Raw genomic sequence first — 12,709 nt, 5'->3', positions numbered from 1 at the left:
CTTAAGGAAGTAGCAAAATGACTAATTCAACTCCCACGGCAGCACTTTCCGCAGCCGGCGTCTCCATCTGGCTCGATGACCTTTCCCGCAGCCGCATCAGCAGTGGCAACCTCACTGCCTTGATCGCTGAAAAGAACGTTGTTGGCGTTACCACCAACCCCAGCATCTTCGAAGCTGCCATCACCAAGAGCGATGACTACAAGGCTGAACTGAAGAAGTTCTCGGCAGCCGGCGTTTCCGCCGAGGAAGCCGTCTTTGAATTGACCACCGCGGATGTCGCCGATGGTTGCGACATCTTCGCCGGCGTCGCCGACGCCACCAAGGGCGTTGACGGCCGCGTCTCCATCGAAGTTGATCCGCGCAAGGCCTGGGACACCGCAGGAACCTTCGAGGAAGCCAAGCGCCTGTACGCCAAGGTTGACAAGAAGAACGTCCTCATCAAGATCCCGGCAACCCTTGAGGGCCTGGCGGCCATCACCTCCACCTTGGGCGAAGGCATCAGCGTCAACGTCACCCTCATCTTCTCCCTGGACCGCTACCGCGCCGTCATGAACGCGTTCCTGAGCGGTTTGGAACTGGCTAAGGCTAACGGCCACAACCTGGCTGACATTCACTCCGTGGCCTCCTTCTTCGTTTCCCGCGTTGACTTGGAAATCGACAACCGCCTCGACGCCATCGGCACCGAGGAAGCTGCCTCCCTGAAGGGCAAGGCCGGTCTTGCCAATGCACGCCTGGCCTACCAGGCCTTCGAAGAGGTCTTCTCCTCCGAGCGCTGGGCTTTGCTGGCCGACGCCGGAGCACTCCCCCAGCGCCCCCTGTGGGCTTCCACGGGTGTCAAGAACCCGGCCTACCCGGACACCCTGTACGTGACCGAACTGGTAGCCGTCAACGTGGTCAACACCATGCCGGAGAAGACCCTCGATGCAACCTTTGACCACGGCGTTGTCACGGGCGACACCATCACCGGCACGTACGAAGAGGCCAACGCCCTGCTGAACCAGCTCGAGGGCCTGGGCATCTCCTACAACGACGTTGTGGGCATCCTGGAGACCGAGGGCCTGGACAAGTTCGTTGCCAGCTGGAAGGACCTCCTGAACCACGTCCAGGAAGCCTTGGACGCTGCAGGCTCGGAGGGCTAAGCACCATGACATCACTGGCATTTGCGGCCACAGGCGCCGCCAAGGAAGCTGGGGAAACGCAGCTGCTGACCCTCGTGGCGGACCAGGTGGCTTCGCGTCTCTTCGCAAAGGACGCCACACTGTGGGGCCCCGAGGCGGAAACCGAATCAGCCATTCGTCTGGGCTGGGTTGAAGCCGCCGAGGTGTCGGCACCTCTCGTTGAGCAGATCGCTGCCCTGCGCGCCGAACTTCAGGCCGAGGGCGTCAACCACATCGTGCTGTGCGGCATGGGCGGCTCCTCCCTGGCACCGGAGGTCATCACGGCCACCGCAGGCGTTGAGCTCACCGTCCTGGACAGCACTGATCCGGACCAGGTGCGCGCAGCAGTTTCCGACCGTTTGGCAACAACTGCCATTGTGGTGTCCTCGAAGTCGGGCTCCACCCTGGAAACCGATTCGCAGCGGCGCATCTTTGAAGCGGAATTCACAGCCGCTGGCATTGATGCCAAGGCCCGCATCATCATTGTCACCGACCCCGGCTCACCCCTGGACGGTTTTGCCCGTGAGTCCGGATACCGCAAGGTCTTCAATGCCGACCCCAATGTGGGCGGGCGCTACTCAGGCTTGACGGCCTTTGGCCTGGTCCCCTCGGGCCTGGCCGGTGCCGACATTGCTGCGCTGCTGGATTCTGCTGAAGAAGCCGGCGAAATGCTTCGCGACGACGATGTTGACAATGTTGGCCTGCGGCTGGCAGCTGCCCTGGGCGGCACCAACCCCTTGCGCAACAAGATTGTTATTGTGGAGGACGGCTCGGGCATTGTCGGTTTCGCCGACTGGGCCGAACAGCTCATTGCAGAGTCCACCGGCAAGCTGGGCACTGGTGTTCTGCCGGTCGTGGCCGACACCAACTCCCCCGAGGTGGTTTCGGGCGCCGCTGACGTTCTGGTGGTGCGGCTGGTAGCCGGGGACTCCGACGTCGAACTTGGCGAAAATGAGGTCAGCATCGCCGGGGATCTGGGCGCCCAGATGATGGTGTGGGAATTTGCCACAGCCGTCGCCGGTCGTCTGCTCGGCATCAGCCCCTTTGATCAGCCGGACGTGGAGGCAGCCAAGTCTGCTGCCCGCGGACTGCTGGATGCCACTCCGGCACCAACACCGGCATTGTTCACCGATGGTGCCATTGAGGTTCGCACCGCCAACCACGACGCCGAATGGCTGGCTGGCGCTGGCACGGTGGAGCAGGCCATCACTGCCCTGCTCGGCACCCTGGCGGCCGACGGCTACCTTAGCGTGCAGGTCTACCTGGACCGCTTGGCCAATGCACCGCTGGCTGATGTTCGCAACGATCTCGCTGCCGTCAGCAACCGCCCCGTCACCTTTGGCTGGGGACCGCGCTTCCTGCACTCCACCGGCCAGTTCCACAAGGGCGGCCCCGCAGTGGGAGTGTTCTTGCAGGTTACGGGAGCGGCGCAACAGGATTTGGCAATTCCGGAACGGCCGTTTAGTTTTGGGGAGCTGATTTCTGCTCAGGCTGCCGGTGACGCAACCGTGCTGGCTGATCACGGACGCCCGGTTCTGCGGCTTCATTTGACTGACGTGGCCACTGGCGTTGCACAACTCAAGACTGTGGTGGCCACACTCGCTGGCCAGCACTCCGACGCATAAGGTAACTTCTCAACAGATGCCCACCTCCGCTGCAACACAAAATGAAAACCCGCTCCGGGACAGTCGGGACCGCCGACTGTCCCGGGTTGCGGGACCGTCGTCGCTGGTGCTCTTTGGAGTGACCGGTGACTTGGCGCGCAAGAAGCTCATGCCCGCCGTATACGACCTCGCAAACCGCGGTTTGCTGCCACCTAGTTTTGCTTTGGTTGGGTTTGGCCGCCGTGCCTGGACTGATAGCGACTTCGCCGCCCAGGTGAAGACGTCCGTGCAGGCCCATTGCCGCACCCCCTTTGACGAGAACGTGTGGAACCAACTCAGCGAGGGCATTCGTTTTGTCCAGGGCGAGTTTGATGACCACGCCGGCTTTGAACGTTTGAAGACCACTTTGGCCGAACTCGATCAAACCCGGGGCACCAGGGGCAACACCGCCTTTTACCTCTCCATCCCGCCCAAGGCATTTGAACTCGTATGCCGCCAGCTGTCCGAGCACGGCCTGGCTCAGGGTACGGATGAGAGCTGGCGCCGCGTGGTCATCGAGAAGCCCTTTGGGCACAACCTCGAATCCGCCCGTGCACTCAATGACATTGTGGAGCAGGTGTTCCCCCAGGACGCCGTGTTCAGGATCGACCATTACTTGGGCAAGGAAACCGTCCAGAATATTCTGGCGCTTCGTTTTGCCAACCAGTTCTTTGAACCGTTGTGGAACGCCAACTATGTGGATCACGTGCAGATCACCATGGCCGAGGACATTGGCACCGGCGGTCGCGCTGGATATTACGACGGCGTGGGTGCTGCCCGTGACGTCATCCAGAACCACCTCCTGCAACTGCTCGCCCTGACCGCCATGGAAGAACCCATTTCTTTCGACGCCGATCATCTGCGTGCCGAGAAGGAAAAGGTCCTGGCAGCCGTCAAGCTTCCCGAGGATCTCTCCAATCACTCTGCTCGCGGCCAATTCTCCGGCGGCTGGCAGGGTGGTGAGCATGTTCTTGGCTACCTGGAGGAAGAAGGCATTCCTGCCGATTCCACCACCGAAACGTTTGCCGCCATCCGCTTGGACATCCACACACGCCGATGGGCCGGGGTGCCGTTCTACCTGCGCGCAGGCAAGCGTTTGGGCAGGCGCGTCACGGAGATCGCCGTTGTCTTCAAGCGCGCACCAAATCTGTTGTTCACCGACCACCAGGAAGATGACTTTGGCCAGAACGCCGTAGTGATCCGCGTGCAGCCTGATGAAGGTGTCACCATCCGGTTCGGTTCCAAGGTTCCCGGCACGCAGATGGAAGTCCGCGACGTCACCATGGACTTTGGCTACGGACATGCCTTCACCGAGTCAAGCCCCGAAGCGTACGAGCGCCTGATCCTTGACGTTTTGCTGGGTGAGCCGCCGCTGTTCCCCCGCCACGAAGAAGTTGAACTGTCGTGGAAGATCCTTGACCCGTTCGAAGAATTCTGGGCCGCCGAAGGTAAACAGCCCGAAGCCTATGAACCCGGCAGCTGGGGTCCGGCGTCGTCAGATGAACTGTTGAAGCGTGATGGAAGGACGTGGCGCAGACCGTGATAGTTGAACTCCCCGACACAACAACGTCCAAGATCACCAAGGAGATCGTCAAACTGCGCGAGCAGGGCGGCGTAGTTGCCCTGGGCCGTGTTTTGACGCTTGTTGTCATCACCCGAAGTGGCAAGGAAGAGGAAGCCATTGAGGCAGCCAACTTGGCCAGCCGTGAACACCCCTGCCGGATCATTGTCTTGGCGGCAGGATCCGCGCACGCGGAAACCCGCCTCGACGGCGAAATCCGTGTGGGCGGTGACGCCGGCGCCTCCGAGGTGATTGTGCTGCACGGTTACGGTGAACTGGCTGCGGAGAATGAATCCCTGGTCTCAGCACTGCTCCTGCCTGATGCGCCCATCGTTGCCTGGTGGCCCCATGGTGCACCGTCCAAGCCCAGCGAATCTCCCGTGGGCCGCATCGCCCACAGGCGCATTACTGACTCGGCCAATGCGCTCGATCCCCGCAAGGCACTCAAGCACATTGGTGAAACGTACGCGGCTGGCGATACCGACTTGGCCTGGACACGCCTGACCAATTGGCGGATCCAACTTGCGGCGACGTTGGACAGCTATGACGGCTCTGACCCCATCACAGGGCTGCAGGTGGAAGGCGCCAGCGACTCCCCCAGCACTTTGCTGTTGGCTTCCTGGCTGCACAAGGCTCTCAACGTGCCCATCCAAGTACGTGAGGATCCCAGCGGAACAGGCATCCGCACTGTTGTCATTGAACGCAGCAAGGGCAGTGTTGTGTTGACCCGCCCGGGCACCATCGACGCATTCCTGACCCAGCCCGGACAACCCGACCAGCAAATCTCACTGCCGCGCCGTTCGTTGCAAGACTGCCTTGCGGAAGAACTGCGACGTTTGGACCCTGACGAGGTATTTGGTGAAGTAGTCACCCTCGGTCTGCAAGAGTTGTTCGCAAAAGAGAAGGCTGATCAGTCATGAGCTCCAACGTTCGCATCACCAAGCATCCTTCCTTTGACGTCTTGGCGGCAACCACGGCTGCCCGGTTGATCACCCGCCTGCTTGACGTTCAAAGCGAACGCGGCGAAGCCACGGTGGTTCTCACCGGCGGCAGTGTTGGCATTGCAACACTGCGTGAGATTGCTCAGTCCCCTGCCCGCCTGGCAGTTGATTGGAGCAAGGTCAACTTTTGGTTTGGGGATGACAGGTTTGTGCCCGCCGATTCCGCCGACAGGAATGCCGGCCAGGCCGCGGAGGCACTACTGAACCACATTGACGTTGATCCCGCCCGGGTTCATGTCATGCCGGCTTCAGATACCGTCGCTGACCTCGAAGAAGCTGTCCAGCAGTATGTGGATGAACTGGCACAAGCTGCCCGGCATGAATGGGAAAACAGCGACGATTCCGCCGAGCAGCCACCCACCGTTCCGCGCTTCGACGTACTGCTGTTGGGGCTTGGCCCCGACGCCCACATTGCATCGCTCTTCCCGGACATGGCTGGCATCCGCGCCACCGGAAGCAACGTGGTGGGTGTGCGCAACTCCCCCAAGCCGCCGCCGTCGCGCGTGTCATTGACACTGGAGGCCATCAACTCGGCCTCGGAAATCTGGATTGTTGCAGCCGGTGCCGACAAGGCAGCAGCCGTGGGGCTCGGCCTGGCCGGGGCCAACACGGTTCAGGTGCCAGCCTCCGGCGCCCAGGGCAGGAATAAAACCTTGTGGTTGCTCGACGAGCTGTCTGCGGCAAAGGTTTCAGCACAGCTGCTGCGCCGGGAGCACTGACCAGGCAAAGAAGAGGTCCCGCCTGGCAGTTGCCGGGCGGGACCCTTTTTTGCTGTTTCTTGTACTGCGTGGCGCTTAGCTGTAGGACATGATCAGGCCCAGGCCAATGATCACTACGCCCCAGGTGATGCCCAAGATGACTGTGAAGCGGTTCAAGTTACGCTCGGCAACACCGGAGGAGCCAAGGTTTGAACTCATGCCGCCGCCAAACATGTCCGAGAGACCGCCGCCACGGCCCTTGTGCAGCAAGATCAGCAAGGTCAGCAGCAAGCTGGTGACACCCAAAAGGATCTGCAGGGCGATTTGTAGTGTTTCCACGAGGGGCCTTTCAGCATGGTTATGGTGTAACTCAAAAAAGTGGGTTACATGGGTGCGTGCCACCATAAATTGCTGGTGAGGGGCACGCCATGTTCGCACCCAAGTCTATCCGTGTCCCCCCGCACATGGCGAATGGACACGAAACTTGGGTGCCTATTCGCTACTTCGTTACGAGGTGGCTCTCAAAGCGGGCAATGCTGGCGAATTCGCCGGCATCCAGGCTGGCACCGCCAACCAAAACACCGTCAACATCACGCTCGGCCATGATGGCGGCAACGTTGTTGGCCTTGACTGAACCGCCGTAGAGCAGGCGGGTCTTGGCGGCCGTCTCGGCGTCGAACAGTTCCACCAGCTCGGCGCGAATGGCTGCGCACATTTCCTGTGCATCTTCGGGACCGGCAACTTCGCCGGTGCCGATGGCCCAAACGGGCTCATAGGCAATGACAAGTGTGGCTGCTTGCTCTGCGGTCAATCCGGCAACGCCTGCGCGCACCTGCGCGAGCGTGTGCTCAACGTGGGTCCCGGCCTGGCGGATGGCCAAACCCTCACCGGCGCACAGTACGGGGGTGACCTCGTTGCGGTAGGCGGCCTTGACCTTGGCGTTGAGGAGCTCATCGCTCTCGTTGTGGATTTCACGGCGTTCACTGTGGCCCACCAAAACGTAGGCGCAGCCGAGCTTGTTCAGGAATGCACCGGAGATGTCGCCCGTGTACGCGCCGGAATCCTTGTCGGAAAGGTCCTGTCCACCGTAGGCAAGCTTGAGCTTGTCACCCTGGACGAGTGTCTGGACTCCGCGAAGGTCTGTGAACGGCGGGAATACTGCAACCTCCACACGGCTGAAGTCGTGGCGTGCATCGGAGAGTGTCCAGGCGAGCTTCTGCAGCAAGGTGATGCCCTGGACGTGGTCCATGTTCATCTTCCAGTTGCCGGCAATGAGCGGTGTCCGGTCGAAATTACCGTTAGTTGAAGTCGTCATCGGTGTCTCGTTTCTTGCGTAGCTAAATCAAAAACTTGAAAAATTTGCGCCAGGTGGCGCGAGAAAAGGCGGCGGCAGGAATATCCTGCCGCCGCCTTTTGGTTTAGCGCTCTAGTGCGCTCAGTCCCGGGAGTTCCTTGCCTTCAAGGAATTCGAGGCTGGCTCCACCACCGGTGGAGATGTGACCGAATTCAGTGTCCGCGAACCCGAGGGTGCGTACGGCCGCAGCAGAATCGCCGCCGCCAACCACTGTGAATCCGCCACTGGCACTGTTGGCACTCAAGGCACCGGCCACTGCACGGGTTCCCTCGGCGAAGGCTGCAAACTCGAACACGCCCATGGGGCCGTTCCAGAACACAGTCTTAGCCTGCGAAATGGCTTCCGCGAAGGCCGCACCGGACAACGGACCAATGTCCAGGCCCAGTCCGCCGGCCCCAAAGGAGCTTTCTTCAATGGCATCGGCAGCAACCACTTCGTGGCTGGCATCAGCGGAGAAACCCGAAGCAACCACAACGTCAGTCGGCAACACAAAAGTGGTGCCGGCAGCAGCTGCACGGTCCAGATAGTCCTGAACGACGGGGATCTGGTCAACTTCCAACAGTGAAGCGCCAACTTTGTGGCCCTGTGCTGCCAAGAAGGTGAACAGCATGCCGCCACCAACCAAAATGGTGTCCGCCTTGCCAAGGAGGTTGTCAATGACAGCCAACTTGTCCGAAACCTTTGAACCACCCAAAACCACTACGTAGGGACGCTCGGTGTTGGTGGTCAGCTTGCGCAGGACCTCCAACTCGGTGCGCACCAGATCGCCCTGGTAAGACGGCAAAAGCTTCGCAATGTCGAAGACACTTGCGTGCTTGCGGTGGACAGCACCAAAGGCGTCATCCACATAGGCGCCGTTCTGCCCCGTCAACGCAGCCAGCTCGGCGGCAAATGCCGCGCGCTCGGCATCGTCCTTGGAGGTTTCACGGGCATCAAAGCGGACGTTCTCCAGCACCAAAACGGAACCGTCAGCCAATGCTGCAGCAGCAGCCTGTGCGCCGGGACCTGTGGTGTCAGCGGCCAGGGTGGCGTTGAGCTCGGGAGCCAACTCCGCCAGGCGGGCCACGGCGGGAGCCAAGGAATACTTGGCTTCCGGGGCACCCTTGGGGCGGCCCAGGTGAGCGCTGAGCAGAACTTTGGCGCCGGCGTCGGCCAATGCCTTGATCCCGGGCAGGGAGGCCTTGATGCGACCATCATCGGTGACTGTAGAGCCGTCGAGCGGCACGTTCAAATCACTACGGATAAGAACGTACCGCCCACGGACACCTTCATCGATGAGTTCGCTGAGGGTGTGAAGTGTCATTTTTAGCCTTAGAGCTTGGAGGCGACGAGCTCGGTCAAGTCGACCAGGCGGTTGGAGTAGCCCCACTCGTTGTCGTACCAGGAAACAACCTTGACCTGGTTGCCAATGACCTTTGTCAGGCCAGAGTCAAAGATGGACGACGCCGGGTCGCCAACAATGTCCGAGGACACGATCGGGTCTTCGGTGTAGGTCAAGTAGCCGGCGAGCTTGCCTTCAGCAGCGGCAGCCTTGTAAGCGGCGTTGACTTCCTCAACGGTTACTTCGCGGCTAACAGTTGCGGTCAGGTCAGTTGCTGAACCTGTGGGGACGGGTACGCGGATGGCGTAACCATCGAGCTTGCCCTTGAGCTCCGGCAGAACCAGGCCAATGGCCTTGGCTGCACCAGTGGACGTCGGGATCATGTTCACGGCTGCTGCGCGTGCACGGCGGAGGTCGCTGTGCGGGCCGTCCTGCAGGTTCTGGTCGGCAGTGTAGGCGTGGATGGTGGTCATCAGGCCACGCTCCAAACCGAAGTTGTCGTTCAAAACCTTGGCCAGCGGGCCCAGGCAGTTGGTGGTGCATGATGCGTTGGAGATGATGTGGTGTGCAGCCGGATCGTAGAGATCGTCGTTCACGCCCAAAACGATGGTGATGTCTTCATTCGACGCCGGAGCGGAGATGAGGACCTTCTTGGCGCCAGCATCAATGTGCTTCTGAGCGTCGGCAGCCTTGGTGAAGAAGCCCGTGGACTCGATGACAATGTCAACGCCCAATTCGCCCCAAGGGAGGTTTGCGGGATCGCGCTCAGCCAGAACGGTGATGGTCTTGCCGTCAACTACCAGGTGGCCGTCAACAACCTCAACGGAAACGGACAAGCGGCCGTTTACGGAGTCATACTTGAGCAGGTGTGCCAAGGCCTCGGGGCTGGTGAGGTCGTTGACAGCAACAATCTCAATGTCGGCGCCCTGAGCGAGTGCGGCGCGGAAGTAGTTGCGGCCAATGCGGCCGAACCCGTTAATACCAATACGAGTAGTCACTTAGTTCTCTCCTTGGTGCTCTTACGAACACACGTAGTCAGGTTGAAGGTCACCTTCAACCATTGTTTCCCGCACGACGTTGGGCAGAGATTCTTTCGATGGCGCGCATCGACAAGCGCGCGCCGTGATCTATATTACGTTCTATGGTGCCCGCCCCGTTAATCGTACGGGGCGGGCGTCCACATATTGGTCAGAAACACCGCTGAAACATGGTGTTTGCTAGGCCAGGTTTTTCACGCAGCTACGGCAGGATCAGGCCGGTGGCGTTCTTGCGGGCCGCCTCAAAGCGCTTGGAGACATCCGCCCAGTTCACAATGTTCCAGAAAGCCTTCACGTAGTCAGCCTTGACGTTGACGTAGTCCAGGTAGAAGGCGTGCTCCCACATGTCCAGCATCAACAGCGGGGTGGTGGCTACGGGGATGTTGCCCTGCTGGTCGAAGAGCTGCTCGATCAGCAGGTTGCCGCCGAGGCCTTCGTAGGACAGCAACGCCCAGCCGGAGCCCTGGATGCCCATGGCTGCTGCGGTGAAATGGGCGCGGAATGCGTCGAAGGAACCAAACGCATCATCGATCGCTGCGGCCAACTCGCCTTCGGGCTTGTCGCCACCCTCGGGGGACAGGTTGTTCCAGAAGATGGAGTGGTTGGTGTGGCCACCCAGGTGGAATGCCAGGTCCTTGGAGAACCTGTTGACGTTGGCGAAGTTGTTGGTCTCGCGAGCTTCGGCAAGCTGTTCCAGAGCCAGGTTGGCTCCTGCAACATAGGCAGCGTGGTGCTTGCTGTGGTGCAGTTCCATGATGCGGGCGGAAATATTGGGCTCCAGGGCAGCATAGTCATAGCTGAGTTCTGGGAGTGTGTACTTAGTCACGGTTCCTCCGTTGCGATTCTTCTATTTGTTTTGCCAGCGTAAATATCTAGCAAGGTTAATCCGTCTGGAACAGGCGGCTCATCCTCTACTCTTTCATACTAGGCAGCTTAGGTATCGAGCATGTCGAAAGTGACATTGGACTCAGTACCGGGAATGCCTAAATCTTTGGCTTTTTTATCCGCCATGGCCAGCAGGCGGCGAATGCGCCCGGCGATGGCGTCCTTGGTCAGGGGCGGGTCAGCCAACCTGCCCAGTTCATCCAAACTGGCCTGCTTGTGGGCCACACGCAGGGCGCCGGCGTACTTCAGATGATCCGGGACGTCGTCGCCCAAAATCTCCAGGGCTCGCTCCACCCGTGCGCCCGCTGCCACTGCGGCCTGGGCTGAACGCCGCAGATTTGCATCGTCAAAGTTGGCCAGACGATTGGCTGTGGCGCGAACTTCCTTGCGCATGCGCCGCTCCTCCCATACCAGGAACGTGTCGTGGGCGCCCATGCGGACCAAGAGCGCGGCGATGGTGTCCCCGTCCCGGATGACAACCCTGTCAATGCCGCGTACGTCGCGGGCCTTGGCCGCAATGTCCAGACGACGCGCGGCCCCCACGAGGGCCAGCGCGGCTTCGGGGCCCGGGCAGGTGACCTCCAGGGCCGATGAGCGGCCCGGTTCGGTCAGGGAGCCATGGGCCAGGAAGGCGCCACGCCATACGGCTTCGGCGTCGGCGGTGGAACCGTTGACAACCACAGAGGGCAGGCCCCGGACTGGCCGGCCGCGGGCGTCCAACAACCCGCTTTGGCGGGCCAGGGCTTCGCCGTCGCGCACCACCCGCACCACGTAGCGGTTGCCTCGGCGCAGCCCGCCACCGGAGACAACAATGATCTCGCTTTGGTGGCCGTACATTTCGGCGATGGCAAGGCGCAAGCGCCTGGCGGTTGCCGCGGTGTCCACCTCGGCTTCGATGACAATTTTGCCGGAGATGATGTGCAGCCCGCCGGCAAACCTCAAAAGCGTGGAAACCTCGGCCTTGCGGACGGAGGATTTCTTGACGTCAAGCCGAGACAATTCTTCTTTTACTGCCGCAGTTAGCGCCATGATTCAGCCTCTACTTTCACGTTCATTAATGACCCCCAAAGATATCGCGGTACGCAGCTGCCAACCGTAGCGGATCGTGGACAGCGTTGCCACCGGAACTCCCCACCTTACCGAACACCACCTCGGCACCGATCATTGCGGCCGCTTGTGTGAATTCGCCAACATCGCCAATGGATGAGGGATCCGCCAGCACCACGTCAACATTGAACTCCGGTGCGTACCGTGAAATGACGTGCAAGTGGTCCGCCGCATTCATGCCATCGGCCTCTGCATCGTTGACGTCCAGGTTCATGGTGAGCAGGCGCTTGGCCTTGGTGGTGCACAGGGCTTCACGCATCTGTGGCAGCAACAAGTGCGGCAGCACCGAGGTGTACCAGGAGCCGGGCCCCAGAACCACCCAGTCTGCGTCCTGAATGGCCGTCACGGCTTCCGTGCAGGCGGGCGCGTCAACGGGCAGCAGGCGCACCTCCTCCACCTCCCCTGCCTTGGCCAGCAGGGACTGGCCGCGGATGAGGCGGCCGGGCAAACCGGGAACCTTCACCAAGCCCTCGATGGTCAGGGGCACGCTGGCCATGGGCAGCACTTCGCCGCGGGCACCCAGCAGGGCCCCGGCCCAGCGCAGGCCGGCCACGGGGTCGCCGAGCAGTTCCCACAGGGTCACAATCAGCAAGTTGCCCAGGGCGTGGTTGTCCAGGGATCCGGTAACTCCCTCACGCGAGGTGAATCTGTGCTGCATGACATCGCGCCAGGTCCTGCCCCAGTCAGTGTCGTCGCACAGCGCCGACAGGGCCATGCGCAAGTCTCCCGGCGGGAGGACACCCAACTCTTCGCGTAGGCGGCCGGAGGAGCCGCCGTCGTCAGCTACTGTGACGACGGCGGTAACATTGCCCGTAACCAGGCGCAGCGCGGAGAGTGATGCGGCCAGTCCGTGCCCGCCGCCCAGGGCTGCCACCTTGGCTCCGGTGTTCAGGGTGGGCAGTTTCGCAGCGGACGGCACAATAGGCAGAATTCCTGTGTACACGC

General features: G+C 61.1%; 12 protein-coding genes. 5 read left to right on the top strand and 7 right to left on the bottom strand.

Going from position 1 to position 12,709, the window contains the following annotated elements:
* Window positions 1–17: 17 nt before the first annotated feature.
* From tal to pgl, 5 genes are read left to right on the top strand one after another with little or no spacing between them, the layout of a single operon-like run.
* Window positions 18–1,139, top strand: coding sequence for a transaldolase (tal, locus tag CVS27_RS15990; protein WP_103466845.1), 1,122 nt, complete (start codon window positions 18–20; stop codon window positions 1,137–1,139).
* Between the two features lie 5 nt (window positions 1,140–1,144).
* Complete coding sequence (locus CVS27_RS15985; protein ID WP_103466844.1) at window positions 1,145–2,782, top strand: glucose-6-phosphate isomerase; 1,638 nt, start codon at window positions 1,145–1,147, stop codon at window positions 2,780–2,782.
* 16 nt (window positions 2,783–2,798) lie between these two features.
* Window positions 2,799–4,343 (top strand): glucose-6-phosphate dehydrogenase, encoded by a 1,545-nt coding sequence (gene zwf / locus CVS27_RS15980; RefSeq protein WP_103466843.1) that lies wholly within the window; start codon window positions 2,799–2,801, stop codon window positions 4,341–4,343.
* The gene (locus CVS27_RS15975; RefSeq protein ID WP_103466897.1) at window positions 4,340–5,281 is read left to right on the top strand and encodes a glucose-6-phosphate dehydrogenase assembly protein OpcA; all 942 of its coding nucleotides are present in this window, start codon (window positions 4,340–4,342) and stop codon (window positions 5,279–5,281) included. The genes zwf and CVS27_RS15975 overlap by 4 nt, the downstream gene beginning before the upstream one ends.
* The gene (pgl, locus tag CVS27_RS15970; protein WP_103466842.1) at window positions 5,278–6,081 is read left to right on the top strand and encodes a 6-phosphogluconolactonase; all 804 of its coding nucleotides are present in this window, start codon (window positions 5,278–5,280) and stop codon (window positions 6,079–6,081) included. Before CVS27_RS15975 ends, pgl begins: the two co-directional genes overlap by 4 nt.
* Window positions 6,082–6,156: 75 nt before the next feature.
* On the opposite strand, the gene secG is transcribed toward pgl, so the two are convergent.
* The 7 genes from secG to CVS27_RS15935 form a co-directional block, all read right to left on the bottom strand.
* Entirely contained in the window at window positions 6,157–6,399 is a 243-nt protein-coding gene (gene secG / locus CVS27_RS15965; RefSeq protein WP_103466841.1) for a preprotein translocase subunit SecG, read from the bottom strand.
* A 160-nt stretch (window positions 6,400–6,559) separates the two neighbouring features.
* Window positions 6,560–7,375 (bottom strand): triose-phosphate isomerase, encoded by an 816-nt coding sequence (gene tpiA, locus CVS27_RS15960; RefSeq protein WP_103466840.1) that lies wholly within the window; start codon window positions 7,373–7,375, stop codon window positions 6,560–6,562.
* 103 nt (window positions 7,376–7,478) lie between these two features.
* The gene (locus CVS27_RS15955; protein WP_103466839.1) at window positions 7,479–8,717 is read right to left on the bottom strand and encodes a phosphoglycerate kinase; all 1,239 of its coding nucleotides are present in this window, start codon (window positions 8,715–8,717) and stop codon (window positions 7,479–7,481) included.
* An 8-nt stretch (window positions 8,718–8,725) separates the two neighbouring features.
* Window positions 8,726–9,733, bottom strand: coding sequence for a type I glyceraldehyde-3-phosphate dehydrogenase (gene gap, locus CVS27_RS15950; RefSeq protein WP_044572117.1), 1,008 nt, complete (start codon window positions 9,731–9,733; stop codon window positions 8,726–8,728).
* Window positions 9,734–9,974: 241 nt separating this feature from the next.
* On the bottom strand, window positions 9,975–10,598 hold the full coding sequence (locus CVS27_RS15945; RefSeq protein ID WP_103466838.1) for a superoxide dismutase: 624 nt from the start codon (window positions 10,596–10,598) through the stop codon (window positions 9,975–9,977).
* Window positions 10,599–10,705: 107 nt separating this feature from the next.
* On the bottom strand, window positions 10,706–11,686 hold the full coding sequence (whiA, locus tag CVS27_RS15940; protein ID WP_103466837.1) for a DNA-binding protein WhiA: 981 nt from the start codon (window positions 11,684–11,686) through the stop codon (window positions 10,706–10,708).
* A gap of 25 nt (window positions 11,687–11,711) precedes the next feature.
* A complete protein-coding gene (locus tag CVS27_RS15935; protein WP_103466836.1) occupies window positions 11,712–12,707 on the bottom strand; it encodes a gluconeogenesis factor YvcK family protein in 996 nt (331 codons plus the stop codon).
* Between the last annotated feature and the right edge of the window lie 2 nt (window positions 12,708–12,709).

Origin of the sequence: Arthrobacter glacialis (assembly GCF_002909445.1) — a bacterium.
In the GTDB taxonomy this organism is placed as follows: domain Bacteria; phylum Actinomycetota; class Actinomycetes; order Actinomycetales; family Micrococcaceae; genus Specibacter; species Specibacter glacialis.
Note: the sequence above shows the minus strand (reverse complement) of the source record. Positions and strands in the feature narration are given on the sequence as shown.

Coding starts and splice junctions, on each gene's coding strand:
- tal (WP_103466845.1), top strand. CDS start 18: ATGACTAATTCAACTCCCACGGCAGCACTTTCCGCAGCCGGCGTCTCC.
- CVS27_RS15985 (WP_103466844.1), top strand. CDS start 1,145: ATGACATCACTGGCATTTGCGGCCACAGGCGCCGCCAAGGAAGCTGGG.
- zwf (WP_103466843.1), top strand. CDS start 2,799: ATGCCCACCTCCGCTGCAACACAAAATGAAAACCCGCTCCGGGACAGT.
- pgl (WP_103466842.1), top strand. CDS start 5,278: ATGAGCTCCAACGTTCGCATCACCAAGCATCCTTCCTTTGACGTCTTG.
- tpiA (WP_103466840.1), bottom strand. CDS start 7,375: ATGACGACTTCAACTAACGGTAATTTCGACCGGACACCGCTCATTGCC.
- CVS27_RS15955 (WP_103466839.1), bottom strand. CDS start 8,717: ATGACACTTCACACCCTCAGCGAACTCATCGATGAAGGTGTCCGTGGG.
- whiA (WP_103466837.1), bottom strand. CDS start 11,686: ATGGCGCTAACTGCGGCAGTAAAAGAAGAATTGTCTCGGCTTGACGTC.